Raw genomic sequence first — 24129 nt, forward strand, 5'->3', positions numbered from 1 at the left:
ACTGTTTCTTCCGCCTCCCGAGACGCTGTGCTAACCTCGAAAAACCCTCATTTCTATTGGAGAAAACGCTTGTCAGCGGATAAAAAACGAGGCGCTAGGCAGACCTCGAACGGCGAGCAGTTGGCGGAGGCCGTGGTTGATGGCGTTCAGGATACGACACTGATCGAGACGCGTCGCAATCAGATTTGTGATGCCGCTCTGGAGCTGTTTCTGGAGAAGGGATTCGCTTCCACCACGATCCGCGATATCTGTGCCCGCTCCGGCGTCAACCAGGCCAGTATTTACGACTACATCGCCAATAAAAACGACATTCTGCGGCGTTTGCTGAACAAGCTTTGGTTTCGTCCGGATGTGCCGACCCTGGCTGAGCGTCTGGATCAAAGCGGCGACACTCGGTTCGCGGACACGGTGGCGGATTATCTGCGGGACACCTGGACCAAGAAGCGCCGGGGCACACTGCTGATCTACCGTTCGGTGCCTTATCTGCAGGAGGATGACCGCCGTGCCATGCGCGCGCGTGACCGGGCGGTAATTGAAGGACTGGCCGCGCGTTTACGTCAACGGGCGAGGTTGTCCGAGGAGGATCCTCGCGCGGAGGTGCTGGCGAACCTGATTATTTTTCTCGGCGCGTTCGCGCCGATGCGGGATTGGCTTAACAAGGAAGTGGATGACGAGGTCATCCTGCGCACGGTGTCCGCCGGGGTGGCGGCCATGCTGGATCAACTGGCGCGTGAAAATTCGATGGGCAATCCGTCCGGCAAGGATAGCGCCTGACACTGGCGTGACGTGTTTTATCGCGATTTAAAGGAAAACGGCACTACCCTCCATCGTGGGTCGCTACAGCGCCGCTGTGGGAAGCTTGCTTGCAAGCGAATTCTGGGGTCGGAAGCCCATTCGCGTGCAAGCAAGCTTCCCACAGTGGCTTCGTAGCCCCTTCCGTGCCCGCGGCATTATCGCCGCGGGCACTTTGGTTCTGGCGGTGATGAATTACGCGGTCTGCGCCAGCCGGCGATTATCGTTCCAGACCAATGCCACCAGCACTGCCGAGGCGACGCCGCCGATAACGGTGGTCATCAGTCCCGGGAAGCTGAAGGCGAAGCCCGCCGCGATCAGCGGAAAACGCAGCCAGGGACGCACCCGGCCGGCGCCGAGCAGATACCCCTCCAGCCCCCCGGAGATCAACATGATGCCAATGATGATTGACGGCAGCACGTAGATCAGCGGTGTCAGATCACCCTGTAGGACCAGCGCTGGTTGAAACAGGAAAAACAGGGGCACGAAGTAGATCACCACCCCCAGGCGCATGGCGGTGAAGGAGGTTCGCATCGGTCTGCCGCCAGCGATGGTAGCGGCCAGGAACGCAGCGGCACCTACTGGCGGTGTGATTGCGGACAGCATCGCGTAGTAAACGATAAAAAAGTGAACGGCGATAGTATTAAGGCCACCAACGTCAATGATCGCCGGTGCCAGCGTCACTGCCAGGAAAATATAGGCGACGATGGCCAAGCCGGCCATACCCATGACAAAACAGGCAAGTATTCCGAAGAGCAGAATCAGGAATATGTTGCCTCCGCCCAGACTGACCAGTCCCGAGGTAAGAGCTCCGGTGACGCCGGTGATGGTGAGTGCACTGACGACGAAGGCTATGGGGAGAATAATGGCGGCGGTTTGGGTCACCAGCACGCCGATCTGACGCAGGGTCTGGTACAGGCGCCTGGGCGTCATGCGGGTATCCTTCTGAAGGAAGGAGAGCGCGACCATGAGAATGCAGGCGTACCAGGGAGCATAATATTCCCAACGCATGTACAGCAGTCCCCAGATCAGAAATGCCAGCACGGAAATAAACGGCCAGCCTCGCTTCAGCACTTCCCGGGTGGAGGGGAGTTGGTCGCGGGGCACGCCTTCCAGTCCCACTCGTGCGGCGTAGGCATCCACCTGTAACAGCAGGCCAAAATAGAACAACAGGGACGGAATGATTGCTGCGATCATTATCGTGGCATAATCCACCCCAATGGTAATGGCCATTACGAAAGCAATTGCGCCCATTACTGGAGGCATCAGCACTCCGCCGGTGGAGGCGCAGGCTTCGATGGCACCTGCATAATGAGGCGGGTAGCCCACTTTTTTCATGGTTGGGATGGTGATGGAACCCGTCCCTGCAATATTAGAAAATACGGAGCCTGACAGGCTGCCAAAAAAGGCGCTGGCGACCACGGAAACTTTTGCTGGCCCCCCTCTGTAACGCCCGAAACTGGCGTTCGCCAAGTCGATAAAGAACGCTCCCCCTCCGGTGGCGATCAGAACGCCGGCGAAAACCAGGAAGCCGAGAATGATTTCCGCTACGATTTTTGTGGTGATCCCCATCATGCCCTCGGCGCGGAACACGTGCGCTTCGATCATACGGTCAAAGCTGTAGGGAATGCCCATTAACAGCCCGGGTAATTGGTCGGAGATAAGCGGGTATAAACCAAGCCCGACCACTACCAACAGGAAAGGCAAGCCTCCACTGCGCCGAGCAACCTCCAGCATCAAAAGCCACATTACCGTGCCGAGAGGTACATGACTCCAACTGGATTGGACCATGTCCCATGCGTAATTCGAGAAGTAGAAACTGATTCCCAAGGCGGCGGCCGCCCCGATCAAGTCATAAAAGGGAATCCGGGTCTGTCCGCGGCGCGCGGGAAGAGCTATGAAGGCGGCCGCCACGAAGAGGCCGATGAATAGCCAGTAGTACTGGCCTTCCAGAAGGCGGTCGCCGTTCCAGGTAACACCGAAAATATAAACTATGCCTATACCCAGACCGGCAATAGTGAGAAACACGAATAGCAAACTTTGCCAGGAATACAGCTCGCCCAAGCGTGTGGGTTCGGCTTGCTCGGAGCTGTTCTCCAATGCTATTGATGAGTCGTTCATGGTATTCCGCTCGGCAATGGAAATGGTGGTTGATCGGGGAGCGAGCACGGTGCAGAGCCGCTGCAACGGCTCTACACTGCGTTCAAGCTGATCAGAGACGGGACCGGAAGCGCTCTAAACCGCTGGTGTGTTTATTCAGGATCTTGATGAAATCCGGGTTGTCCCCGCTAATCTTGATGCCTGCTTTAGCTGCTTCTTTTTGGGCTGCCTGGCGTGCTTGCATCCATTGATCCATTTTCTTCTTGGCCGCTTCGTTCAAGGTATTGTCTTTATCGGTCCAAACACCGATTTCCTCTAAATATTTAACGGTGCCTTCATGAACTGGAAGTGGAGAGCGATCCAGATAAGTGCGGAATTGTTCCAATGACATCCGGCTGGCCATGGGATGGGAGCCTTTGTAGGCATCATAGGACTGATGGAACCATTTCACCAAGTTGTATACAAAGTCCGCATCCGCATCCGCGGGGACACTGTATAGAAAATTAGAAGTGGCCCCGTCGATGCCACGAGCCGTGGAAACGCCGAGGCTGATCTCCGTTGGGATTAGCATGGGACGGTGCTCAAGAAACGCGCCCCAGGCTTCGGTATTATCATTATCCAGCGGTAGCCAACGGATGCTGCCGGGGGCGCCCTCCATTTCAGACATTACCGAGCTGATTGGGGAGCACCAGGCGACGTCCGCCTTTCCTTCAACCACGGAGCGACAGTTTTCGCCATAACTGCCCGCGGGCACGAATTGCAGAGTTTGTTCTATCTGTTCCGCGGAGAGGCCGAGATAGGCACCCAGCCCGTCGGTGACGGAGGAGATCATGGCGGGAGAAAACATGCCCTTGGCCACACGGTAGCCGCCATCTTTCAGATCCTCCACGGTTTGCAGTTTGGAATCTCCAGAAACAACCAATCCCCAAGGGGTATCGGTATGGTGCCAAATGATTCGTTGTGCTACGGGTTTCGTGGTCGCATACCCGCCAACTCCTTCGATCTGATACAACATTTCGGCGCCAGCCACGGATGACACAGTGATGTCACGGCGGTCGGTAAGGCGTCGATAACGCATGGATTCGTTATCTTCCGGTACCACCCTGACAACGGCCCCTACCTCTTTTTGCAGAATGGGAGCCCAGCCATTGGCTGATGCAAAACTGGCCGTGCCGGTGCCTGGCGTGCCGACGACCAGCAGCCTTGGCCATTCAAAATCGCTGGTTTCATTTGCGCTGGCGATCATTGGGCCTGCGGAGAGGAGCGCGATCGATAGCGCTGGGCCTAAAGCTTTGAATAGAATCGGGTGTTTCATCGGGTGGGTCCTTATTCTTAAAATTTATCAGTGCTCCCGGTGTCGTGGGGAGGTGATGGAGCGGTATGCTGACCGGTCCTGGGGGTATTTAGGGATGACTCAGAACGTTGGCATGACTCCCTGGGTGATCAAGAAATATACATTTATATTTTGGAATATTGTTTTAAAAAAGACGTTCGAAGGGTAAACCGGAGATAGCCCAGGCTTCAAGGCATCTGGCGGGAATTCCATGAAAAAGTGCTCGAAAGGGCTGGAAAGCTACCGTGCGGCCCTGAAGATGCGATATTCGTCCCTTGGCCGGATTCCCATCCGGCTGCTCCTGGCCGGCAAAGAGACATCACGGGTCAGAAGCAGCACTTGCAGGGTTTCTTCAAAGGCGGGAGCGGAAGCCCTCCAGATCCTGGATGTGTTTGTCATGGATGTCCATGAATGATGGGTCCTCAAAGTCGATCTTGATTCCCTCTTTCCGGGCTTCTTGCAGGGCTGCCCGGCGAGCTTGTATCCACTGATCCATCTTTGTTTTGGCCTGCTCGTTCCAAATATCATCTTCAGCTTTCCATGCTCCTATTTCCCGAAGATATTTGACCGTGCCTTCGTGTACGGGCAGGGGAGTGCGGTCCAGGTAAGCACGGAATTGCCGCAGGGACATTCGCGCGGCCATTGGGTGGGAGTCCTTGTAGGCGTCATGGGACTGGTGGAACCATTTGGCCATGTGGTAAGCGAAGTCTTCATCCACATCCGCGGGTACGGAGTAGACGAAATTGGACGTGGCGCCGTCGACACCACGGGCGGTGGAGACCCCCAGTTCAATTTCGGTGGGGATCAGCATGGGGCGGTGTTGCAGATAACCGTCCCAACCCTCCTGGTCATCCTGGCTCAGCGGCAGCCAGCGGATACCGCCGGGCGCGCCTTCCATTTCCGATAGTACGGAACTGACCGGGGCACAGTAGGCCACGTCCGCCTTGCCTTCCACCACGGAGCGGCAGTTTTCCGCGTAGCTGCTGGCTGGCACGTACTTTATGGTCTTTTCCGCTTCTTCTGTGGAGAGGCCGATGAAGGCGGGCAGGGCACCAGTCACGGCGGCGATCATCGGCGGCGAGAACATCCCCTTGGCCACGCGATAATCGCCCTTTTTGAGATCCTGAAGGGATTTCAGTTCGGAATCGCCGGCCACCACGTACCCCCAAGGGGTGTCGTTATGGTGCCAGAGAACCCGTTGGGGGACTGGTTTGGTGGACGCATAGCCACCGATTCCCTCGATCTGGAAGCGCATCTCCGCGGCGGAGACCGAGCTGATGGCAACGTCACGGCGCTCGGTCAGGCGTCGATAGCGCATGGATTCATTGTCCTCCGGGACTACTCGGGCAACGGAGCCCTTCTCTTTTTGCAGAATTGGTGCCCAGCCGTTGGTTGAGGCAAAACTGGCGGAGCCGGTACCAGGTGTCGCCACCACCAATAACCGGGGCCATTCGAAATCGCTGTCCTCGGCGGCGAAGGCCGTGCCGGATACCAGCAGAGCGGTGGTCAGGGCAGGGGCGAGCACCCTGCTCAGGGTACGACGTTTCATCGGTGACTCCTTATTGTTCTCTAATGGTTCACTTTTTAATGATCGAATGTATTTTATTGACCTGTTTGTATATGGCGCCTGGCGTATTGTGAAAGCTCTCCCGAGGTTACCGCCGCCAGTTGTTTGCCAGGGTGTTAAGGGCCTATGAGTGCCTTATTTTAAAAGGGCTTTTTTCGTGCGGGCCCGAGCTTGGGTTGTTCTCCTGACGTATGTCAGGTTAAACCGCCGATAATCAGAATTTCAAGCGGTAAAAGTGGTGTTTTATTAGAAATCCACCAAAAAGAAGGTCGATTCTGTTTACCTGTTTTAAAAAATCGCCGGGAGCGATTTTGGACGTCGCGGTAGCGACGGCCCGAAGGGTGACACGCTTTCCAAACCACCGTTCATTCCCGGCCTGACCCGGGATCTCCCAGTGGAGGGCTATGGGCTTTCAGGAGAAGAAGGCGGCGGGAGACAGGGAGATTAGGATATAGGCGGGAGGTGCTGGATAAAGTCCAGCATGACGTGGCTGCTCTGACGTCATCTCCCCAAAGCCGGTAGCGGGCCTTGGGGCGCGGTGCGTGTCAGCGAGTTGGCCCACGGACCGCGCTGGTTGGCTATTGAATCAGCCCAGTGAACGGGCGATTTCGGCGCCTATTTCCGCTACCCGCCGGGCACGGGCGCCATCACGTTCCGGGTCTGCGCTGGCACTGCTGGCGTTCCCCTGGGCGGCGCGCGCGGCCACCCCCTGGATGATGGCGGCGCTGCGGAAGAAGGAAAACGCCATGTAGATCGGCCACTCGGGAATGCCATCGCGCCCGGTACGTTCACAGTAGCGTTCCAGCATCTGTTGTTCCGGTGGCAGTCCCGCTTGCAGCAAGTCCTTGGTGTTGGGCAGGTCCGTCGGCAGGTGGTAGGGCATGCAGAGATAGGACAGGTCCGCCAGTGGATGACCAAGGGTGGAGAGTTCCCAATCGAGTACGGCGATGATCCGGGGCTCGGTAGGGTGCAGGATGGTATTGCCAAGGCGGAAGTCACCATGAACGATGGTGGTTTCGTCCTTCACGCTGGTATCGGTGTGTTCCAGGAGCCAGTCACGCAACCAGTCCATTTGTGAGTAATCGAAATCCGCCGGCAAGGCGGACTTGGCACCTTCGTATTGTGTTGCCCAGCGGCTGGTCTGGCGCTTCAAATAACCTTCCGGCCGGCCGAAACGTTCCAGACCCACCGCCTGCCAGTCCACGCCGTGCAGCTGTGCCAACGTGTCGATCAGCGCGAAGGCGGTGGCCGGGCGCTGATCTCGTGGAATCGGGTCCATTGACGGCGGAGGCACGATCCGGCCTTCGATGAATTCCATGACAAAAAATTCGGCGCCGATCACGCTGGTGTCTTCGCAGTAGGCCAGCATACGGGGTACCGGCACACCGGTGTCCGCCAGCGCGTGCATGACGGCGTGTTCGCGATCCACGGCGTGGGCTTTGGGCAGCAGTTTGCCCGGCGGTTTCTTGCGCAGCACATAACGCTTGCCGCTGACGGTGCTGATCAAATAAGTGGGATTGGACATGCCGCCTTGGAATTGCTCCACGGTAAGCCCGTCAACGGCTTCCGGCAGGGCGGCTCGCAACCAGTTGGCCAGCGCATCGGCATCGATGCGGTGGGCGGGCAAAGGCGAGACCAGTTGCGGTCCCGTGGTGGTGGCGTTGTTATTCATATCCAGGTCTCTCAGATAAAAGCCATCTGCTCGAATTGGCTTCATTCGTATCGGCCTCGCCCGGCCCCGGGGGGAGGCATGATCAGGCTGGTGGCGCCCTGAAATCGGCTTGGTGCGCCGCCGAATAAGCCCTTGAACAGCTCTCAAATTAGTTATGGCTGACGTTTGTCAGGATGAAAATACTAGGAACCAGCGGCGCCTGGGTCAATGTGTTTGAACGAATCTTCGGCTCCGGCTTGACATCACCTTCCGATCCGCCGTAGCGTTTGCCTGACAAACGTCAGCCCGCGCAGTGGCGTGAGACGTTGACGGGCCGGGAGAACAAGAAATGTCAGAATGGGACAACAAGCGGATCGCCGCCCAGGGCGCGTCGGTGGCCGATGATCCGGCATCGGCGCTGACCCTGGAGCAGGCGGTGGCCCACATTACCGCCACGGATCCCCGTTTCGCCGTGACCGAAACAGACATTCGGGGACAACGGTATCCGGTTTTCGCCAACGCGCCGGCGCATTTACGTGAAGTGCTGCAATCGGTGGAATCGGTTTACGGTGAGCGTGATGTGCTGATTTATCGTGACGAGCGCTGGGATTACCCGCGTCTGGTCGACGAAGTCAATCGCCTCGCCGGGGCACTTGCCGATTTGGGTGTCCAGCCCGGCGAGCGGGTGGCTCTGGCGATGCGCAACTATCCGGAATTTCCGCTGTTGTTACTGGCGATCACCGCGATTGGCGCGGTGGTGGTGCCGATGAACGCCTGGTGGTCCGGTGAGGAATTGGCGTTCGCGCTGGAGGACTGCGGTGCGAGGATGGTGTTCGCCGACCACGATCGCTATCAACGTATCGAACCGTTCGCGCAACGTCTGGGGCTGACGCTGTTCGCGGTTCGTGATGTGAAAGGCGAACACAACTATTCGGATTTGCTGGAAGGGGCGACGCGGGCATCCTGGCCGACAGTGCCGATCGCCACCGATGACGACTTCGCGGTGCTGTACTCGTCGGGTTCCACCGGTCGTCCCAAGGGCGTGGTGCTGACCCATCGGGGGCTGGTCTCGGCGGTCTATTCGCTGATCATGTTGCGGTTGCTGCCGGCGCTGATGGATCCGGACACGCCGGCCTCGACGCGACCTCCCTGTTCGTTGGTGGTGACGCCTCTGTTTCATGTCACGGCGCTGAATTCGAATCTGATCCAGGGGCTCGCCGCCGGCGCCACTCTGAATTTGATGTACAAGTGGGATCCCGAAGAGGCAATCCGCGTTATCAACGCCGAACAGGTAACCCGTTTTGTCGGCGTTCCGACCCAGTCCGCGGAGCTGATGGAAACCGCCCGCCGGCTGGAGCAGCCGTTGCCGTCGCTGGAGTTCATCGGCGGTGGCGGTGCCAAACGTCCGGCCGCCCAGGTGGGACGTTTGGCCAGTGCTTTTCCCGCGGCCAGCATTGCTTCCGGCTGGGGCATGACCGAGACCAACGCGCTCGGCATCATTATTGCCGGTGATCCCTATGTGGAGAACCCGGAAGCGGCCGGCCGCCTGACGCCGCCGTTGCAAGAGATGCGTATTGTCGATGAGCAGGACCGCCCGTTGCCGCCGGGCGAGGTGGGGGAGTTGCTGGTACGCAGCGCCGCCAACATGCGCTGCTATCTGAACCAGCCGGAAGCCACCGCCGCGGCGATGCGGGACGGCTGGCTGTATACCGGTGACATGGCCCGGGCGAATGAGGACGGGCTGGTTTATATCGTCGATCGCAAAAAGGACATCATTATTCGTGGTGGCGAGAACATCGCCTGCCTGGAGGTGGAGGACGCTTTGTATCAGCACCCGGAGGTCGTGGAAGCCTGCGCCTTCTCGGTCCCGGATGAGCGTCTGGGTGAGATCGTCGGCGCCATGGTGGTACTCAAGAGTGGAAGCGGGGTGGGTGAAGCGGAATTGAAAGCCTGTGTCGCTGAACACCTTGCCCACTTCAAGGTGCCGGAGCGGTTCTGGTGGCAGGACAGTCCTCTCGCCCGTGGCGCCACCGACAAGATCGACCGGCGCGCGATTCGCGCCGCCTGTCTGGCCAGGCTGGATCCGGGTAAGCCGGACACTGGCAACAGCGCCGATACCGACAAGCCTGATACCAACAAAAATACGGCGGCAAGCGCCGCGCAAGGAAACTGATATGGGTTATGAATTCGTTAAAACCGAACGCCGGGGTCCGATTCTGATCGTCACCATGAACCGGCCGGAAGTGTACAACGCGGTACACGCGCCCATGCACAATGAGATGTCCCGGGTGTGGGATGACTTTGCCGCCGACGATGATCTGTGGGTGGCGGTGCTCACTGGTGCCGGCGAGAAGGCGTTCTCCGCCGGTAACGATCTCAAGTACACCGCCCGGGGGGGCAAGGGCACGCCACCGCCCACCGGGTTCGCCGGCCTGTCAACACGCTTTGATCTGGAAAAGCCGCTGATTGCCGCGGTGAACGGGTTTGCCATGGGCGGAGGATTCGAAACCGCCTTGTGTTGTGACATTCTGCTGGCCGCCGACACCGCCCGCTTTGCTTTGCCGGAGGTCAAGGTCGGCTTGTTCGCCGCCGCCGGCGGCGTGCAGCGCCTGAGTCGACAGATCGGCCGCAAGCAGGCGGTGGAGATGATGCTGTCCGGCCGTCAGGCGAGCGCCGTCGAGGGCAAGGCGCTGGGCTTCGTCAATGCGGTCTATCCGCAAAACGAGCTGATGGACGCGGCCCTGGCGAAGGCCGAGGAAATTTGTGCCGTATCGCCGTCATCGGTGAAGGCGACCAAGCGGGTTCTCAATCATCTGGATGAACTGGAACGTCTGCGGGAAAGTCTGGCGTACAGCCGCGAGGTGATCGAGGACTTACGTCATACCGAGGACTTCAAGGAAGGCGTCAACGCCTTCGTGGAAAAGCGCCCACCACAGTGGAAGAACCGCTGAGAGCCTGTTTGCGCGCTATTCGCCACCGCGTTGCTGCTGGAACCCCGCCAGGCGGCGTCGCGGACTGCAGGCTCTGGTGGGGCAAAGGCCGGCGCGGCGGTGAATAGATCGTAAACAGTCTCTCTTACATCGAGGAGTAAAACCATGGGTAACGATACCAATCTGAACAATCTCGCCATGTCCGAAGAGGCGCAGCCGCTGCTGGACGCGGTGAAACAACATATTCGTGAGAATGTTGATCCAATCACCGAGGAATACCACCGTCTGGGTGAAGGTCGCGCCGAGCGCTTCAGCTATGCGCCGGGCCAGTTGGAACTGTTGGAGCAAGCCAAAAGCAAAGCCAAGGCCAATGGCCTGTGGAACTTTTTCCTGCCCAACGCGGAAACCGGGGAAGGCCTGTCCAACCTTGATTACGCTTACATTGCTTTCGAGCTGGGCAAGAACCCGCTGGCGTCACAGACCCTGAACTGTTCCGCGCCGGATACCGGCAACATGGAAGTGCTCGAGCGTGTCGGTACTCCGGAACAGAAAGAGAAGTGGCTCAAGCCGCTGCTCAACGGCGAGATTCGCTCCTGTTTCGGCATGACTGAACCGAAAGTGGCGTCTTCCGATGCCCGCAACATCGAAACCAGCGCGGTACTGGACGGCGATGAGTGGGTCATCAACGGCGAGAAGTACTACATTTCCGGCGCCGGCGATCCACGCTGCAAGATCATGATCTGTATGGTCAAAACCAGCCCCGACGCGCCCACGTTCCGTCAGCAGTCTCAGATTCTGGTGCCCATGGACACCCCCGGGGTGAACATCATCGGTCCGATGTGCGTGTTCGGTCACGACCACGCCCCCCATGGCCACATGCATATCAAGCTGGAGAACGTACGGGTACCCAAGGAGAACATCCTGTGGGGCGAGGGCCGTGGTTTTGAGATTTCCCAGGTCCGTCTCGGCCCGGGCCGGATTCACCACTGCATGCGTTCCATCGGCTCGGCGGAGAAGGCCCTGGACCTGATGATGGAACGCGGTCTCAACCGCGAAGCCTTCGGCAAGAAGATCATCGACCTGGGCAAGAACATGGAAACCATTTCCCGCGCCCGCATTGAAATCGAAGCGATGCGCATGATGGTCCTCAAAGCAGCCAAGGCGATGGACGTGATGGGGAATAAGGAAGCGCGGATCTGGGTTTCCATGGCGAAAGCGATGGTGCCGGAGAAGTGCTGCCAGATCATCGATCAGGCCATGCAGATCCACGGTGCCACAGGTATCAGCCAATGGTCTCCGCTGTCTGAAATGTACATGCAGCAGCGTACCCTGCGTTTCGCCGATGGCCCGGATGAAGTGCATCACAACGTCATCGCCCGTAACGAGGTTACCCGCTACAACCAATCCGGGGGCTGATGCCATGGTCGATACCTCACTCTTCGACCTGAGCGGCAAGGTGGCGCTGATGACCGGCGCCTCCAAGGGCATGGGCAAGGCGATGGCGCAGGCCCTCGCCGCCCACGGCGCCACCGTGGTGATCTCCGCGCGCAAGCAGGAGACCCTCGACCAGGCCGCCGCTGATATCAATCAGGCGGTGGGCACGGAACGGGTGCATGCGGTGGCGGCCAATGCCGGCCGCAAGGAAGAACTGGAAGCGCTGGTGGAAAAAACCCACCAGCTTGCCGGGCCGGTGGACATTCTGGTCGGCAATGCCGGGGTCAATATTTTCTACGGCAAGATTTCCGAGATTCCCGACGACGCCTACGAAAAGACTATGAAAACCAACGTACAGGCCAATCTCTGGCTGGCGCGCCTGGTGGTTCCGGACATGATCGAGAAGGGCAACGGTTCGATGATGTTTACCGCCAGTGTCGGTGCCTACAAACCTTCCGATACGCTGGGTTTGTACGGCACGTCCAAATTGGCGCTGATCGGTCTGGTTCGTAATCTGGCGTTGGAATATGGCCCCCAAGGCATCCGTGCCAACGCCATTTGTCCGGGACTGGTACGCACTGATTTCGCCAAGGCACTGTGGGACAACCCGGAAGCGGAAGCCCGCGCCAATTCGCAGATTCCTCTGCGTCGCTTGGGTGAGCCGGAGGATTTCAGTGGTCTGTCGGTGTTCCTTGCCTCGGATGCCAGCCGGTATATGACCGGGCAGGCGCTGACCGTCTGTGGCGGTACGCATATGTGGGCCTGAAATACGCCTGACGCCTGACGCCTGACGCTAAAGTCAAAACCCGAGGCTGCGGGCATTGCGGAAATAAAAAATTGCCGGGAGCAATTTTTAACGTTGCTGTGCGACGGCCCGAAGGGTGACCGCCATGGACGGCGGTCATAAATAAGCGCTTTTAGTGCTTGCAGGGGGGGTGGGGTGGGTTTCGCATTATCGGCGTCCGGCGTCCGGCGTCCGGCGTCCGGCGTCCGGCGTCCGGCGTCCGGCGTCTTAACAGAAACAGGAGAAATTCATGGATATTAAAGACCGGATAGTCGTGGTCACCGGCGCCGCCGGTGGTATCGGCCGCGCGCTGGCGCAGTGTTTCGCCGAGGCCGGCGCCAAGCGTGTGGTCTGCGCCGACCTGGATGGCGAAGGCGCCCAGGCCACCGCCGACACCATCGGCGGCATCGGCCGGCGGGTCAATGTGGCCGAGGAAAGTGAGATCCAGGCGTTGATCGAAGAGGTGGAAGCCAGCGAAGGGCCGATCGATCTGTTTTGCTCAAACGCGGGCATCTCCACCCGTGGCGGGCCGGAAGTGAGCAACGACGTGTGGCAGAGAATCTGGGATATCAATGTCATGGCCCATGTCTATGCGGCACGGCACCTGGTGCCGAGGATGACCGCCCGTGGCGGCGGCTATTTGCTCAACACGGCTTCCGCCGCCGGGCTATTGTCCCAGGTTGGGTCCGCTCCCTACGCGGTGACCAAACACGCCGCGGTGGGGCTGGCCGAGTGGCTGGCGCTGACCTATGGCGATGACGGCATCAAGGTATCGGTACTGTGTCCGCAGGCGGTGCGCACCGCCATGACCAAGGGCAAGGAAGATGGCGTCGCCAGTATCAACGGCATGATGGAGCCGGAACCGGTGGCCCAGGCTTGCCTGAAAGCGATCCAGGAGGAAACTTTCCTGGTTCTGCCGCACCCTGAAGTATTGGAATACATGCGCAACAAGACCGCGGACTACGACCGCTGGATCGGTGGTATGCGCAAGCTGAACCGGCGTTATAGTAATCCGGTTTAAAGACCGCTGACACACAGACACGCCACCACCTCATGGCTTGTCTTGCTGGTTTGGGCCTGGAGAGATCAATTCGCGTTGCATTCGCTGCCAAGGCAGCTTCCCACGGAGAGCGCTACGGAGTCGTGGGAAGCTGCCTTGGCAGCGAATCAATGTGCCTTTTTGTGACCACCGTCCATGGCGGTCACCCTATGGGCCGTCGCCAAGGCGACGTCAAAAATCGCTCCCGGCGATTTTTTGTGACCACCGCTCGCTCCCAGCGGTTTATCGAGGTCCTTCATGTAACGTTTACTCCCGGCGTGCATCACTATAGTGTCGAAACCATGAACCGGACCCTCCGGTCCGGCGGGGTTTCGCATTAACCGAGCGAATCAGGAGACGAAACATGGCTAAATTGAGCAAACTCAATCCTCTGGCGGCCACCGTGAGCGCGGCCTTCGTTGCTTCCGCGATGTCCTTGCCGGTCACCGCGCAGGCGGTCGAAAACCCGTTTGCAACTTCCGATCTGGGTGGTGGCTATCAACTGGCCGACAATCATGGCGACAAGAATGCGGAAGGCCGCTGTGGTGGCGATAAAAAGGCGGAAGGCAGCTGCGGAGAGAAAGAGGAGAAGGGCGCCGAAGGGAAATGCGGCGAAGGGAAATGCGGCGGCGCCGCCTGATCCCGGAGTCCGACGATGACATCCCGAGCCGCGGTCGATGGAACCGGCCTGGGATTGCGGCGGGCCCTGATGGGCCCGCTTTCGCAGTGCCAGGAAGTGCCGTTCCAGTTCATGGAAGTGGCGCCGGAGAACTGGATCCCCATGGGCGGTCGCCTGGGCCGGGAATTCCGTCGTTTCACTGAACGCTTCCCGTTCGTTTGCCACGGTCTGAGCCTGTCCCTGGGTGGCCCCCATCCGCTGGATTTTGAGTTGCTGGCCGCGGTCAAACGGTTTCTCGATGAACATCAAATCCGCTGTTATACCGAACATTTGAGCTACTGCAGCGACGGTGGTCATCTTTATGATCTGATGCCGATGCCGTTTACCGGTGAGGCGGTGCGTTACGTCGCCGATCGTATCCGGCGGGTGCAGGACTTCCTTGAACGCCCGATTGGTATTGAGCACGTCAGTTATTACACGCCACCCGGCGGTCCCGCGGAAATGACCGAGCTGGCGTTCATTCGCGCGGTGCTCGAGGAGGCCGACTGCGGTCTGTTGCTGGACGTCAATAACGCCTATGTAAACGGCATTAACCATGGTTACGACCCCCATGGTTTCATCGACGGCCTGCCCGGTGAGCGGATCTGCTATGTGCATATCGCCGGTCACTACGACGAGGCCGAGGATCTCAAGGTGGATACCCATGGCAGTGCCGTGATCGAGCCGGTGTGGTCCTTGCTGGAACACGCTTATCAACGCTTCGGGGTGCTGCCGACGTTGTTGGAGCGGGATTTCAATTTCCCTGACAACCAGACCCTGTTCGCGGAGTTGGCTCGCATTGGCGAAACTCAGCGGCAAGTGGAAAGCCGGGCCCGGAAACCGGACAGGAGTTGTGGATGAGCGGACCGGACCTGGTTACCGTGCAACAGCGTTTCGCCGCCCATCTGCGCGATCCGGACCAACATGCCGCTCCGGAAGGTCTGGAGGAGCGTCGTCTGGCGATATACCGGGATCTCTTTTTCAATAATGTGCATGGCATCCTGAGCCAGGGCTTCCCGGTCCTGCACGGCGTTTTACCGGAAGTCCGCTGGCGGGCTCTGGTGCGCGCCTTTTTTCACTCTCACCGCAGCAATTCCCCTTATTTTCTGGAAATTCCCGGAGAGTTCGTTGCTTTCCTGACCACGAAGTATCAACCGGATCCCGAGGATCCGCCTTATCTGGCGGAGCTGGCTCATTACGAGTGGATGGAGGTGGTGCTGGATAGCGCCACCGAGGAGATCCCTGAACGGGGTTATGATCCCGGCGGCGATTTGCTCGCCGGGGTGCCGGTGCTCAATCCTCTGCATGTGCTGCAAGGCTACCGCTTCCCTGTCCACCGGATCGGTCTGGACTATCGTCCTGAGCAGCCCCTGCCGGAACCGGTGTGGTTGCTTATTCACCGGGGGCGTGATGATCGGGTCCACTTCACCGAATTGAACCCCGCTACCGCCCGCATGCTGCAATTGATGGCGGCCTGCCCCGAAGAGCGAGGCGAAGCTGTGTTGACAATACTGGCGGAAGAGTTGAACTTTGCCGACCAGAGTGCGTTGCGGGGTTTCGCCGTTGAGTTGCTGGAGCAGCTGCGCGGCAAGGACGTGATTCTGGGCGCACGCTGAATTGCGCTCCCGTCCGGTATGGCTCTCCGGCGAAGGAAGCTGTGATCGGAGCCTGGGAGTGATAGCACGGACGTGCCTATAATGCGCTCACCAACGAACAGAGGATTGCTTGTGCGTAAATGGATTCTGCTGGCTTTCGCTGGCCTGGTGGTTGGGTGTGCGCAGACGCCCCGGGATACCAGTGAAACTCAGGCGCCGTCGGTGCCGCCGGAAGCGGTGAGTGCCGCCGACGCTGAACGCGGTAATGTGGAAGGCGCGGTGGAAAGCGCCGTTGATGACGCTCCGGCCGCCTTGTCCGCCCAGTCCGCCGCCGCTGATGGCGGAGACGATTGGGGGGAAAGCGCCCCGGCCGTGGATGATGGTTGGGGCGACGGTGGCGATGACTGGGCCGGCTCCGGTTCCGGTGACCTGGATGACCCGTTCGCTGGTCCCACCATGGATTGGGAGGAGATTGATCCCTGGGAGGGCTTCAACCGCAAAATGTTCGGCTTCAACGAGTTCGTGGATCGCTACGCGCTGAAGCCGGCGGCCAAGGGCTATCGATTCATTACTCCGCAATGGCTGGACGATACCTTCACACGTTTTTTCGCCAACCTGCAGGATTTTCGCAGCGGCTTGAATAACGTGCTCCAGTGGCGCTGGGGACAGGCGCGGGACAATTTCGGCCGCTTCTCGGTGAATACCACGCTCGGATTGGCCGGCCTGTTTGACGTGGCGTCGGAACTGGACATTCCGAAACATAAGACCGACTTGGGTCTGACGCTGGCGCGCTGGGGCGTTGACTCCGGTCCTTATCTGGTATTGCCGCTGTTTGGCCCGTCCACCGTTCGGGACGCCGCCACTATCTGGCCGGAAGACTATATGCGGCTGTCTCACTATTTGCTTGAGGACACCACCGATCGTCTCATCTTCAGCGCGGTGTACGCGGTGGATCTGCGGGCCGATCTGCTTGATCTGGAGCGCAACATCATCGGCGACCGTTACACCTTCCTGCGTAATTTCTACATCACTCAGCGCATGAAGGGGGAAGGACTGAGCCGGGTGCCGGGACCGGCACCGAAAGCCGAAGGACAAACGGCGCCGTCAGAGGAGCAGGGGGCGGAGTCGGAACCGCAATGGTGATCCGCGAGGGTCACTGTTCGCCGGTGGCGGCGAGTTTGGCTCGAATATAATCGCCGTGGGAAACGTAGAGCAGGTCCGCCACCCGGCGGATCAGATGCTCTTCGTGCACGTCCGCTTTACCATCGGCGGCGGCCACGGCCCACATGTCCTCGATCAGACGGGCCCGGGGTTCCGGCCCCCAATGCTCGCGCAACGGGCTGGTGAACTCATACAGATCGGTGGCGCCTTCCACCCTCTCATGCAGCTCGGCGACAATCTCTTCCAGTTCGTCGCTGTCCAATTGCCAGCGCTGGCGCACCGCCTTGAACAGACTTTGTTTTTCACGCTCGTCAATCTGGCCGTCAGTGCGTGCCACTTCCAGCAGCAGGGCGGCGGCGGCCCGGTGTAAATCCAGCTCCGTTACCGGTTCCCGGGTGGTTTGGGGTTCGAACAGGCGGGCAATCCAGTTCACGCGGCACGTTCCTCCTCGCTTAGCAAAGTTTCCAGCGCGACCTGATCCGCGGCGAAGCGGCGGATGCCGTCGCTGAGCAGGTCGTTGGCCATGGGATCCTGATTCAGCGCCCAGCGAAAATCCGCCTCGTTGATCGGTGTCCAGTCTTCGTCCGGTTCCACGTCGGCGGCGTCCAGAGCCTGGGTCAACGGGTTCTCGTCGGCGGCCAGGGTTTCCAGCAGGGCCGGGCTGATGGTGAGACGGTCACAGCCGGCCAGGGCGCGGATTTGATCGGCGTTGCGGAAGCTGGCGCCCATGACGATGGTTTCCAGCCCGCGTGCCTTGAGGGTACGGAAAATACCGCATACCGACTGTACGCCGGGATCGTCGTCGATGTGCTGGATGTCGAGGCCGCGTTTGACGTGCCAGTCCTGGATCCGGCCAACGAACGGGGAGATCAGCGTGGTGCCGGCCTCGGCGGCGGCCAGGGCCTGGGCCAGAGAGAACACCAGGGTCAGGTTGCAGCGAGTCCCTTCCTCTTCGAGGATACGGGCGGCCTCGATGCCCTCCCAGGTGGCGGCGATTTTGATCAGGATGCGATCCGGGTCCACATCCAGTTCCCGGTACAGCGCCATCAGCCGCCGCGCCCGCTCCACCGTGGCGCGGGTGTCAAAGGACAGGCGGGCGTCGACCTCGGTGGAAACCAGCCCTGGAACGTGCTCCAGCACCGCTTGCCCGGCGAGGCAGGCGTAGGCGTCACTGCACCAGGTCAGGTCGTGGCCGCGGCCCATTTCCGTGGCCAAGCTCCGGGCCTGGGTGAGCAGGGACTGATAGCGGCTGTCCCGCGCCGCCGCCAGCAGTAAAGAGGGATTGGTGGTGGCGTCACAGGGGGCGAGGGCGGCGATCATCTCCATATCGCCGGTGTCCGCCACCACGGTGGTCCACTGCTCCAGTTGCTGCCGCTGATTCGCCATGATCCGTCCCGTTAACCAAAAACAAGTGAGTGAGGCTTAGAGCATAAGAATCCGGGAAGGTTCTTGCCAGTAGGAAAACGGCCAGACGCCGGACGCCTGACGCTAGAGTCAAAACCCGGGGCTGCGGGCGTTGCGGAAATAAAAAATTGCCGGGAGCAATTTTTAACGTTGCTGTGCGACGGCCCGAAGGGTGACCGCCATGGACGGCGGCCATAAAAAGGTTCATCGCGGTTTAGCGGGAAGGGTCGCTCGGGCGGGGGCTCCTGTATTGCCCGGTTACCTCGAAGATATCCATTCAGAGGTGGCTACAGCGCCGCTGTGGGAAGAGGCCCGGGCGGCGCTCCGCTTGGCCGCGAATGCCCTGGACCGTTGGCGATTCGCTTGCAAGCAAGCTTCCCACAGCGGCTTCGTGGCATGATCCGTGGGAGACCAGCTTGCTGGCGAATAGAGCGGCTTGGTAGCCCCTTCCGGTTACAGACCTGTGCCCATGATTGAAGCGCCGTGGCCCGCCAAACCGCGATGAACCTGAAAAAGGCGTTTTAGTGCTTGCCAGGGCGTTGGGTCTGGTTTTGCATTATCGGCGTCCGGCTAACCCACCAGCGCCAGCGCTTCCTCGAACACCTTTGGGGTGGTATCCGCCTGGTGCATGTTCTCGCTCAGATGACGGCGATAGGCGCGTGCTCCGGGCATGCCTTGAAACAGGTTCAGGGCGTGGCGCAGCACGTGCTTGGGGTGACAGCCACCCGCATAGCGCCGTTCCAGATGGGGGATGAAGGCCCGAGCTACCTGGTGGCGGTCCGGTTGTGGCGCGGGGTCGCCGAACACGGTGGCGTCCAGGCCAGCCAGACACCAGGGGTTGCCGTAGGCTTCCCGGCCCACCATCAGACCGTCCACCTGGTCCAGATGATGCAGCACCGAGGGCAGATCGCGCAGGCCGCCGTTGAGAATGACCTCGAGATGCGGGAACGCCTGCTTGATGGCGTAGGCCCGCTCATAGATCAACGGAGGGATTTCCCGGTTCTCCTTCGGCGACAGGCCGCTGAGAATGGCCTTGCGGGCGTGAATGGTCAGGCTGCGGCAGCCGGCGGTGTCCATGCGGGCGACGAAGCGCTGCAGGAACGGATAGTCGTCCTGATCATCGATGCCAATGCGGGTCTTCACCGTGACCGGCACCGGACTGACCCGGGCCATGGCCTCCACGCAGCGGGCCACCAGGTCCGGCTCGGCCATCAGCACCGCGCCGATCTTGCCCTGCTGCACCCGGTCCGAGGGGCAGCCCACGTTCAGATTGATCTCATCATAGCCGTAGTCGGCGCAGATGCGCGTGGCCTCCGCCAATTGCGCCGGGTCGCTACCGCCCAGTTGCACCGCCACCGGATGCTCGGCATCGTCAAAGCCCAGCAGCCGCTCGCGGTCGCCATGGATCGCCGCCTGGGCCACCACCATTTCCGTGTACAGCAGCGTATGCCGGCTGATCAGACGCGCCAGATAGCGGTAGTCGCGAGTGGTGTAGTCCATCATCGGCGCCACCGAAAGGCGCCGGTCGGGACCGGGGGTAAGGCGTGGGGATGGGAGCATGGGACGGTGGCAACGACAGCAGGGAGGCGCATTATCGCACGGTGCCGGTGTGAGGCAAAACCGGACCCGAGGTGGGCATGACTGGCGGGTGCTGGTAGACTGCGCCGCCTTCCATGACTGGTAATGTCTGATTTTCATGTTGCATTCGTATTCCCCCGCCATCCTTGATGGCCTGACTCCGCCCTAGCGCGCGGATCTTCCGACACCCGGAAGGTGCTTCTCGCGCCGGCCCGATGGTGTTTATCCCCGGAACTGCCTGGTTCCCGCGGGACCGCTGTCCCGTATTCGCGATTTATCGCCTGTTTTTTACGACCGCCTTTGGCGGTGTTGTTTTTTGCATACGTACATGGGGTTTTCCGTTAATGATTGCTTCCCTTAAAGCGCATTGGTTCAGCAATGTTCGCGCGGACGTGCTCGCCGGCATTGTCGTGGCGCTGGCGCTGATCCCCGAGGCTATCGCTTTTTCCATCATCGCCGAGGTAGACCCCAAAGTGGGTCTTTACGCATCGTTCTGTATTGCCGTGGTCACCGCTTTCGCCGGTGGCCGGCCCGGCATGATTTCCGCCGCCACTGGTGCCATGGCCCTGGTGATGGTGACCCTGGTCAAAGAGCATGGCTTGCAGTACCTGCTGGCGGCCACCGTTCTGGCCGGTGTGCTGCAGATCGTTGCCGGTTTTCTGAAGCTGGGGCAACTGATGCGGTTCGTGTCCCGGTCGGTGATCACCGGTTTCGTCAACGCTCTGGCGATCCTGATTTTCATGGCCCAACTGAAGGAACTGGTGGGTGTGCCCTGGCTGGTCTATCCGCTGGTGGCCGCCGGTCTGGCGATCATTTACCTGCTGCCGCTACTGACCAGGGCTGTGCCATCACCGCTGATTTGCATTATCGGCCTTTCCATCGTGTGCGTGGCGATGGGCTGGGACGTACCCACGGTGGGAGACAAGGGCGAGTTGCCGGACAGTCTGCCGGTGTTTCTGCTGCCGGATATTCCTCTGACCCTGGAAACCCTGAAGATCATTTTTCCGGTGTCCCTGACGCTGGCGATAGTGGGGCTGCTGGAGTCCATGATGACGGCCGCCATCATCGATGAACTGACCGACACCGGGAGCGATAAAAACCGGGAATGCAAAGGGCAGGGCATCGCCAACATCGTCGCCGGTTTCTTCGGTGGCATGGCCGGCTGCGCGATGATCGGCCAGTCCATGATCAATGTGAAATCCGGTGGCCGTACCCGCTTGTCCACGCTGGTGGCCGGTGTGGTGTTGCTGATCCTGGTGGTGTTTCTCGGCGATCACGTGTCGCGGATTCCGATGGCCGCGCTGGTGGCGGTGATGATCATGGTGTCCATCGGTACATTCAGTTGGGAATCGCTGGTGAACCTGCGCCGCCACCCGCCCAGCAGCACCATCGTCATGTTGGCCACCGTGGTGGTCACCGTGCTCACTCATAACCTGGCCCTGGGGGTTGCCGTTGGCGTGGTGCTGAGCGCGCTGTTCTACGCCAATAAAGTCGGGCGGGTGTTTTATGTGCGTTCGGAGCAGGACGCTCCCGGCGAACGTACCTATCATGTGGTGGGGCAGGTATTTTTCACCTCATCGGAGCAGTTCCTGGACGCTTTCGATTTTCGTGAGGCCCTGGAAAAAGTGGTTATCGATGTACATCGGGCCCACTTCTGGGATATCACCGCCATTGGCGCTCTGGACAAGGCGATCATCAAATTCCGCCGCGAAGGCACCGATGTGGAGCTGATCGGCTTGAATGAGGCCAGTGCCACGCTGGTGGACAAATACGCGGTGCACGATAAGCCGGACGCCGTGGAAAAACTGATGGGCGGACATTGAGGAACACAACATGAGCAAAATCGTTGCCTGTATTGATGGATCAATGGCCGCCAGCGCGGTATGCGATGCCGGGGTGTGGGCCAGCCGGCGCCTGGACGCGCCTCTGAAGCTGCTGCATGTGCTGGATCAGCAACGCTATCCGAGCACGCCCACGGACTTGAGCGGGTCCCTGAGCCTGGGCGCCCGTGAACATCTGATGGAAGAGCTGGCCGACCTGGATGCCCGCCGTAACCGGGTGGCCATGGAGCAGGGAAAGTTGATGCTGGACGCGGCCAAGGTCCGGGCGATGGACAAAGGCATTGAAGATCCGGAGTTGCAGCAACGCCATGGTGACCTGTTGGAAAGCCTGCTGGCGCTTCAGGACGAGACCCGGCTGCTGGTGATCGGGCGGCAGGGCACCGAGCATCAGGGGGCGTCCGCGAAAGTGGGGGACAACGTGGAGCGGGTGGTCCGGGCGGTCTATCGGCCGATACTGGTGGTGCCCGATACGTTCTCCGAGCCCGGGGTGATCATGCTGGCTTTCGATGGCAGTGATACTTGCCGCAAGGGGGTGGAAATGCTGGCCGCCAGTCCGCTGTTCCGTGGTCTGGACTGTCATCTGGTGACCGTCGATGATGGCCAGCATGCCCGTCATGAAGAGCTGGCCTGGGCCGGGGAGCGCTTGTCCGATGGCGGTCATCAGGTCTTCACCGCCATCCTGGAAGGTGAAGTGGAGCCGGCGTTGCATCGCTATCAGCGGGATCATGGTATCGAGCTGCTGGTGATGGGCGCTTACGGCCATTCCCGTATCCGGGAATTCCTGCTGGGCAGTACCACCAATGAAATGCTGCGAGAGGCGAGGGTGCCGCACCTGCTGTTGCGCTGACCCCGGAGAAAGGAAAACAGCGGCGAGGTGGAGTGCCCCGCCGCGGCAGCGGTTTATTTCACGGTGATGGTGATTTCCTCGCTGGTGATGGAAGGCTCGAACGGCACGTGGCGGGCATCGCCCATGATCAGTTGCAGGGTATGTTCGCCCGGTGGCAGATCCAGAGTGGTTTCGGTCTGGCCGCCGCCGAAATGGCGCACGTTGTCATTGCTGGGCAGAGGCTGATCCTCGTTCACCGCCTCCTTCATATCCACCAGCAAATGATGGTGCCCGGTGTTGTCCTGGGTGATGCCGGCGGGGGCCACGCCCATTCCTTTGAGACCAAACTTCACGGTGACCGGCCCGGAGACGGTGTCACCGTCCTGCGGTGTGATGAAATACACCTCGGCTTCGGGCGGCGCGGGAGTGCGCTCGATGGCGGTGGCGAACGGTGCCAGCACCAGCAGCGCGGCGGTCAGTAATACTTTCATTTCAGGCCCTCCTTGATTACGGCGAAGAAAGTAACAGCGTCAAAGCCGGCCAGTATGGCTTGAATACCAGACAGACCGGATACAAAAAGGTCCTCCTGTTGCTGTTTTTTGTCAAATGGGAAGGAGGCTGGACGCCAGACGCTTGACGCCGGACGCCGGACGCTAAAGTCAAAACCCGTAGCTGCGGAGTTTGAGGAAATAAATAAGGTTCATCGCACTTTAGCGGGAAGTCTCGCTTCAGCCGGGGCGGAATTCGCCAGCAGGCTGGCTCCCACAGGCCCTGCCACGAAGCCGCTGTGGGAAGCTTGCTGGCAAGCGAATGTCCCCAGCGTCGGAGGCCAGAATTCGCCAGCAAGCTGGTCTCCCACAGATCCGCCACGAAGCCGCTGTGGGAAGCTTGCTGGCAAGCGAATGTCCCCAGCGTCGGAGGCCAGAATTCGCCAGCAAGCTGGCTCCCACGGATCCGCTACCAAGCCGCTGTGGGAAGCTTGCTGGCAAGCGAATGTCCCCAACGTCGGAGGGCGGAATTCGCCAGCAAGCTGGCTCCCACGGATCCGCTACCAAGCCGCTGTGGGAAGCTTGCTGGCAAGCGAATGTCCCCAACGTCGGAGGGCGGAATTCGCCAGCAGGCTGGCTCCCACAGGCCCTGCCACGAAGCCGCTGTGGGAAGCTTGCTGGCAAGCGAATGTCCCCAACGTCGGAGGGCGGAATTCGCCAGCAAGCTGGTCTCCCACAGGCCCTGCCACGAAGCCGCTGTGGGAAGCTTGCTGGCAAGCGAATGTCCCCAACGTCGGAGGCCAGAATTCGCCAGCAAGCTGGCTTGTATGGTTTCCCGGCAAGTCTTAGAAGGAGAAGACTTGTCGGGGTGGAGGGACCAGGCTGGCTTCTGACCCTAGGGTACAGACTGTGGGAGATATGGCCCCACCCCGCACCTTCAAACGCCGA

21 protein-coding genes are annotated in these 24129 nt (G+C 60.1%); 12 read left to right on the plus strand and 9 right to left on the minus strand.

Features of this window, described 5'->3' with window-relative positions; genetic code table 11:
• Positions 1 to 69: 69 nt before the first annotated feature.
• Positions 70 to 774: a TetR/AcrR family transcriptional regulator gene (locus tag E0L37_RS18755; RefSeq protein ID WP_133493187.1), complete on the plus strand. Its 705-nt coding sequence runs from the start codon at positions 70 to 72 to the stop codon at positions 772 to 774.
• A 213-nt stretch (positions 775 to 987) separates the two neighbouring features.
• On the opposite strand, the gene E0L37_RS18760 is transcribed toward E0L37_RS18755, so the two are convergent.
• From E0L37_RS18760 to E0L37_RS18775, 4 genes are all read right to left on the minus strand, one after another.
• Positions 988 to 2913, minus strand: a complete 1926-nt coding sequence (locus E0L37_RS18760; RefSeq protein WP_133493188.1) for a TRAP transporter fused permease subunit — start codon at positions 2911 to 2913, stop codon at positions 988 to 990.
• Between the two features lie 91 nt (positions 2914 to 3004).
• Complete coding sequence (locus tag E0L37_RS18765) at positions 3005 to 4207, minus strand: TAXI family TRAP transporter solute-binding subunit (RefSeq protein WP_133493189.1); 1203 nt, start codon at positions 4205 to 4207, stop codon at positions 3005 to 3007.
• 370 nt (positions 4208 to 4577) lie between these two features.
• Positions 4578 to 5774 (minus strand): TAXI family TRAP transporter solute-binding subunit, encoded by a 1197-nt coding sequence (locus tag E0L37_RS18770; RefSeq protein ID WP_133493190.1) that lies wholly within the window; start codon positions 5772 to 5774, stop codon positions 4578 to 4580.
• Between the two features lie 604 nt (positions 5775 to 6378).
• The gene (locus E0L37_RS18775) at positions 6379 to 7464 is read right to left on the minus strand and encodes a phosphotransferase family protein (protein WP_133493191.1); all 1086 of its coding nucleotides are present in this window, start codon (positions 7462 to 7464) and stop codon (positions 6379 to 6381) included.
• A gap of 328 nt (positions 7465 to 7792) precedes the next feature.
• Between E0L37_RS18775 and E0L37_RS18780 the strand changes: the two genes are divergently transcribed.
• The 5 genes from E0L37_RS18780 to E0L37_RS18800 all read left to right on the plus strand — a co-directional run bounded on the left by E0L37_RS18780 (position 7793) and on the right by E0L37_RS18800 (position 13612).
• Positions 7793 to 9616, plus strand: coding sequence for a class I adenylate-forming enzyme family protein (locus E0L37_RS18780; RefSeq protein ID WP_133493192.1), 1824 nt, complete (start codon positions 7793 to 7795; stop codon positions 9614 to 9616).
• Position 9617: 1 nt separating this feature from the next.
• Complete coding sequence (locus E0L37_RS18785) at positions 9618 to 10394, plus strand: enoyl-CoA hydratase-related protein (RefSeq protein WP_133493193.1); 777 nt, start codon at positions 9618 to 9620, stop codon at positions 10392 to 10394.
• 144 nt (positions 10395 to 10538) lie between these two features.
• Positions 10539 to 11789, plus strand: a complete 1251-nt coding sequence (locus tag E0L37_RS18790) for an acyl-CoA dehydrogenase family protein (protein WP_201303839.1) — start codon at positions 10539 to 10541, stop codon at positions 11787 to 11789.
• Between the two features lie 4 nt (positions 11790 to 11793).
• A complete protein-coding gene (locus tag E0L37_RS18795) occupies positions 11794 to 12573 on the plus strand; it encodes an SDR family NAD(P)-dependent oxidoreductase (RefSeq protein ID WP_133493194.1) in 780 nt (259 codons plus the stop codon).
• 268 nt (positions 12574 to 12841) lie between these two features.
• Complete coding sequence (locus E0L37_RS18800; protein WP_133493195.1) at positions 12842 to 13612, plus strand: SDR family oxidoreductase; 771 nt, start codon at positions 12842 to 12844, stop codon at positions 13610 to 13612.
• Positions 13613 to 13758: 146 nt separating this feature from the next.
• Here the strand turns inward: E0L37_RS18800 and E0L37_RS21880 are convergent, their stop codons facing one another.
• Positions 13759 to 13890: a hypothetical protein gene (locus E0L37_RS21880; protein WP_255433187.1), complete on the minus strand. Its 132-nt coding sequence runs from the start codon at positions 13888 to 13890 to the stop codon at positions 13759 to 13761.
• A 104-nt stretch (positions 13891 to 13994) separates the two neighbouring features.
• On the opposite strand from E0L37_RS21880, the gene E0L37_RS18805 reads away from it, so the two are divergent.
• The 4 genes from E0L37_RS18805 to E0L37_RS18820 all read left to right on the plus strand — a co-directional run bounded on the left by E0L37_RS18805 (position 13995) and on the right by E0L37_RS18820 (position 17026).
• Positions 13995 to 14270 (plus strand): hypothetical protein, encoded by a 276-nt coding sequence (locus E0L37_RS18805; RefSeq protein WP_133493196.1) that lies wholly within the window; start codon positions 13995 to 13997, stop codon positions 14268 to 14270.
• A 15-nt stretch (positions 14271 to 14285) separates the two neighbouring features.
• Positions 14286 to 15149, plus strand: a complete 864-nt coding sequence (locus tag E0L37_RS18810; protein ID WP_133493197.1) for a DUF692 domain-containing protein — start codon at positions 14286 to 14288, stop codon at positions 15147 to 15149.
• Positions 15146 to 15904, plus strand: a complete 759-nt coding sequence (locus E0L37_RS18815) for a DUF2063 domain-containing protein (RefSeq protein WP_133493198.1) — start codon at positions 15146 to 15148, stop codon at positions 15902 to 15904. Before E0L37_RS18810 ends, E0L37_RS18815 begins: the two co-directional genes overlap by 4 nt.
• 111 nt (positions 15905 to 16015) lie before the next feature.
• Positions 16016 to 17026 (plus strand): VacJ family lipoprotein, encoded by a 1011-nt coding sequence (locus E0L37_RS18820; protein WP_240687509.1) that lies wholly within the window; start codon positions 16016 to 16018, stop codon positions 17024 to 17026.
• 10 nt (positions 17027 to 17036) lie between these two features.
• Here the strand turns inward: E0L37_RS18820 and E0L37_RS18825 are convergent, their stop codons facing one another.
• The 3 genes from E0L37_RS18825 to dusA all read right to left on the minus strand — a co-directional run bounded on the left by E0L37_RS18825 (position 17037) and on the right by dusA (position 20008).
• Positions 17037 to 17477, minus strand: coding sequence for a TerB family tellurite resistance protein (locus tag E0L37_RS18825; protein WP_133493199.1), 441 nt, complete (start codon positions 17475 to 17477; stop codon positions 17037 to 17039).
• Entirely contained in the window at positions 17474 to 18430 is a 957-nt protein-coding gene (locus tag E0L37_RS18830; RefSeq protein ID WP_133493200.1) for a transaldolase family protein, read from the minus strand. The genes E0L37_RS18825 and E0L37_RS18830 overlap by 4 nt, the downstream gene beginning before the upstream one ends.
• Positions 18431 to 19018: 588 nt before the next feature.
• Positions 19019 to 20008 carry a tRNA dihydrouridine(20/20a) synthase DusA gene (gene dusA / locus E0L37_RS18835; protein WP_133493201.1) on the minus strand — a complete coding sequence of 330 codons (990 nt, stop codon included), beginning with the start codon at positions 20006 to 20008 and terminating at the stop codon, positions 19019 to 19021.
• 362 nt (positions 20009 to 20370) lie between these two features.
• Here dusA and E0L37_RS18840 point away from each other — a divergent pair, with 362 nt between their 5' ends.
• Positions 20371 to 21849, plus strand: coding sequence for a SulP family inorganic anion transporter (locus tag E0L37_RS18840; RefSeq protein WP_133493202.1), 1479 nt, complete (start codon positions 20371 to 20373; stop codon positions 21847 to 21849).
• 10 nt (positions 21850 to 21859) lie between these two features.
• On the plus strand, positions 21860 to 22714 hold the full coding sequence (locus E0L37_RS18845) for a universal stress protein (protein WP_133493203.1): 855 nt from the start codon (positions 21860 to 21862) through the stop codon (positions 22712 to 22714).
• A gap of 53 nt (positions 22715 to 22767) precedes the next feature.
• Here E0L37_RS18845 and E0L37_RS18850 read toward each other — a convergent pair whose 3' ends face one another.
• On the minus strand, positions 22768 to 23184 hold the full coding sequence (locus E0L37_RS18850) for a DUF4399 domain-containing protein (RefSeq protein WP_133493204.1): 417 nt from the start codon (positions 23182 to 23184) through the stop codon (positions 22768 to 22770).
• Between the last annotated feature and the right edge of the window lie 945 nt (positions 23185 to 24129).

Source organism: Alcanivorax sp. 24, from assembly GCF_004360225.1.
Taxonomy (GTDB): Bacteria; Pseudomonadota; Gammaproteobacteria; order Pseudomonadales; family Alcanivoracaceae; genus Alloalcanivorax; species Alloalcanivorax xiamenensis.

Coding starts and splice junctions, on each gene's coding strand:
- E0L37_RS18800 (WP_133493195.1), top strand. CDS start 12,842: ATGGATATTAAAGACCGGATAGTCGTGGTCACCGGCGCCGCCGGTGGT.
- dusA (WP_133493201.1), bottom strand. CDS start 20,008: ATGCTCCCATCCCCACGCCTTACCCCCGGTCCCGACCGGCGCCTTTCG.
- E0L37_RS18780 (WP_133493192.1), top strand. CDS start 7,793: ATGTCAGAATGGGACAACAAGCGGATCGCCGCCCAGGGCGCGTCGGTG.
- E0L37_RS18760 (WP_133493188.1), bottom strand. CDS start 2,913: ATGAACGACTCATCAATAGCATTGGAGAACAGCTCCGAGCAAGCCGAA.
- E0L37_RS18845 (WP_133493203.1), top strand. CDS start 21,860: ATGAGCAAAATCGTTGCCTGTATTGATGGATCAATGGCCGCCAGCGCG.
- E0L37_RS18850 (WP_133493204.1), bottom strand. CDS start 23,184: ATGAAAGTATTACTGACCGCCGCGCTGCTGGTGCTGGCACCGTTCGCC.
- E0L37_RS18795 (WP_133493194.1), top strand. CDS start 11,794: ATGGTCGATACCTCACTCTTCGACCTGAGCGGCAAGGTGGCGCTGATG.
- E0L37_RS18810 (WP_133493197.1), top strand. CDS start 14,286: ATGACATCCCGAGCCGCGGTCGATGGAACCGGCCTGGGATTGCGGCGG.
- E0L37_RS18815 (WP_133493198.1), top strand. CDS start 15,146: ATGAGCGGACCGGACCTGGTTACCGTGCAACAGCGTTTCGCCGCCCAT.
- E0L37_RS18765 (WP_133493189.1), bottom strand. CDS start 4,207: ATGAAACACCCGATTCTATTCAAAGCTTTAGGCCCAGCGCTATCGATC.
- E0L37_RS18830 (WP_133493200.1), bottom strand. CDS start 18,430: ATGGCGAATCAGCGGCAGCAACTGGAGCAGTGGACCACCGTGGTGGCG.
- E0L37_RS21880 (WP_255433187.1), bottom strand. CDS start 13,890: ATGAAGGACCTCGATAAACCGCTGGGAGCGAGCGGTGGTCACAAAAAA.
- E0L37_RS18770 (WP_133493190.1), bottom strand. CDS start 5,774: ATGAAACGTCGTACCCTGAGCAGGGTGCTCGCCCCTGCCCTGACCACC.
- E0L37_RS18785 (WP_133493193.1), top strand. CDS start 9,618: ATGGGTTATGAATTCGTTAAAACCGAACGCCGGGGTCCGATTCTGATC.
- E0L37_RS18840 (WP_133493202.1), top strand. CDS start 20,371: ATGATTGCTTCCCTTAAAGCGCATTGGTTCAGCAATGTTCGCGCGGAC.
- E0L37_RS18775 (WP_133493191.1), bottom strand. CDS start 7,464: ATGAATAACAACGCCACCACCACGGGACCGCAACTGGTCTCGCCTTTG.
- E0L37_RS18805 (WP_133493196.1), top strand. CDS start 13,995: ATGGCTAAATTGAGCAAACTCAATCCTCTGGCGGCCACCGTGAGCGCG.
- E0L37_RS18790 (WP_201303839.1), top strand. CDS start 10,539: ATGGGTAACGATACCAATCTGAACAATCTCGCCATGTCCGAAGAGGCG.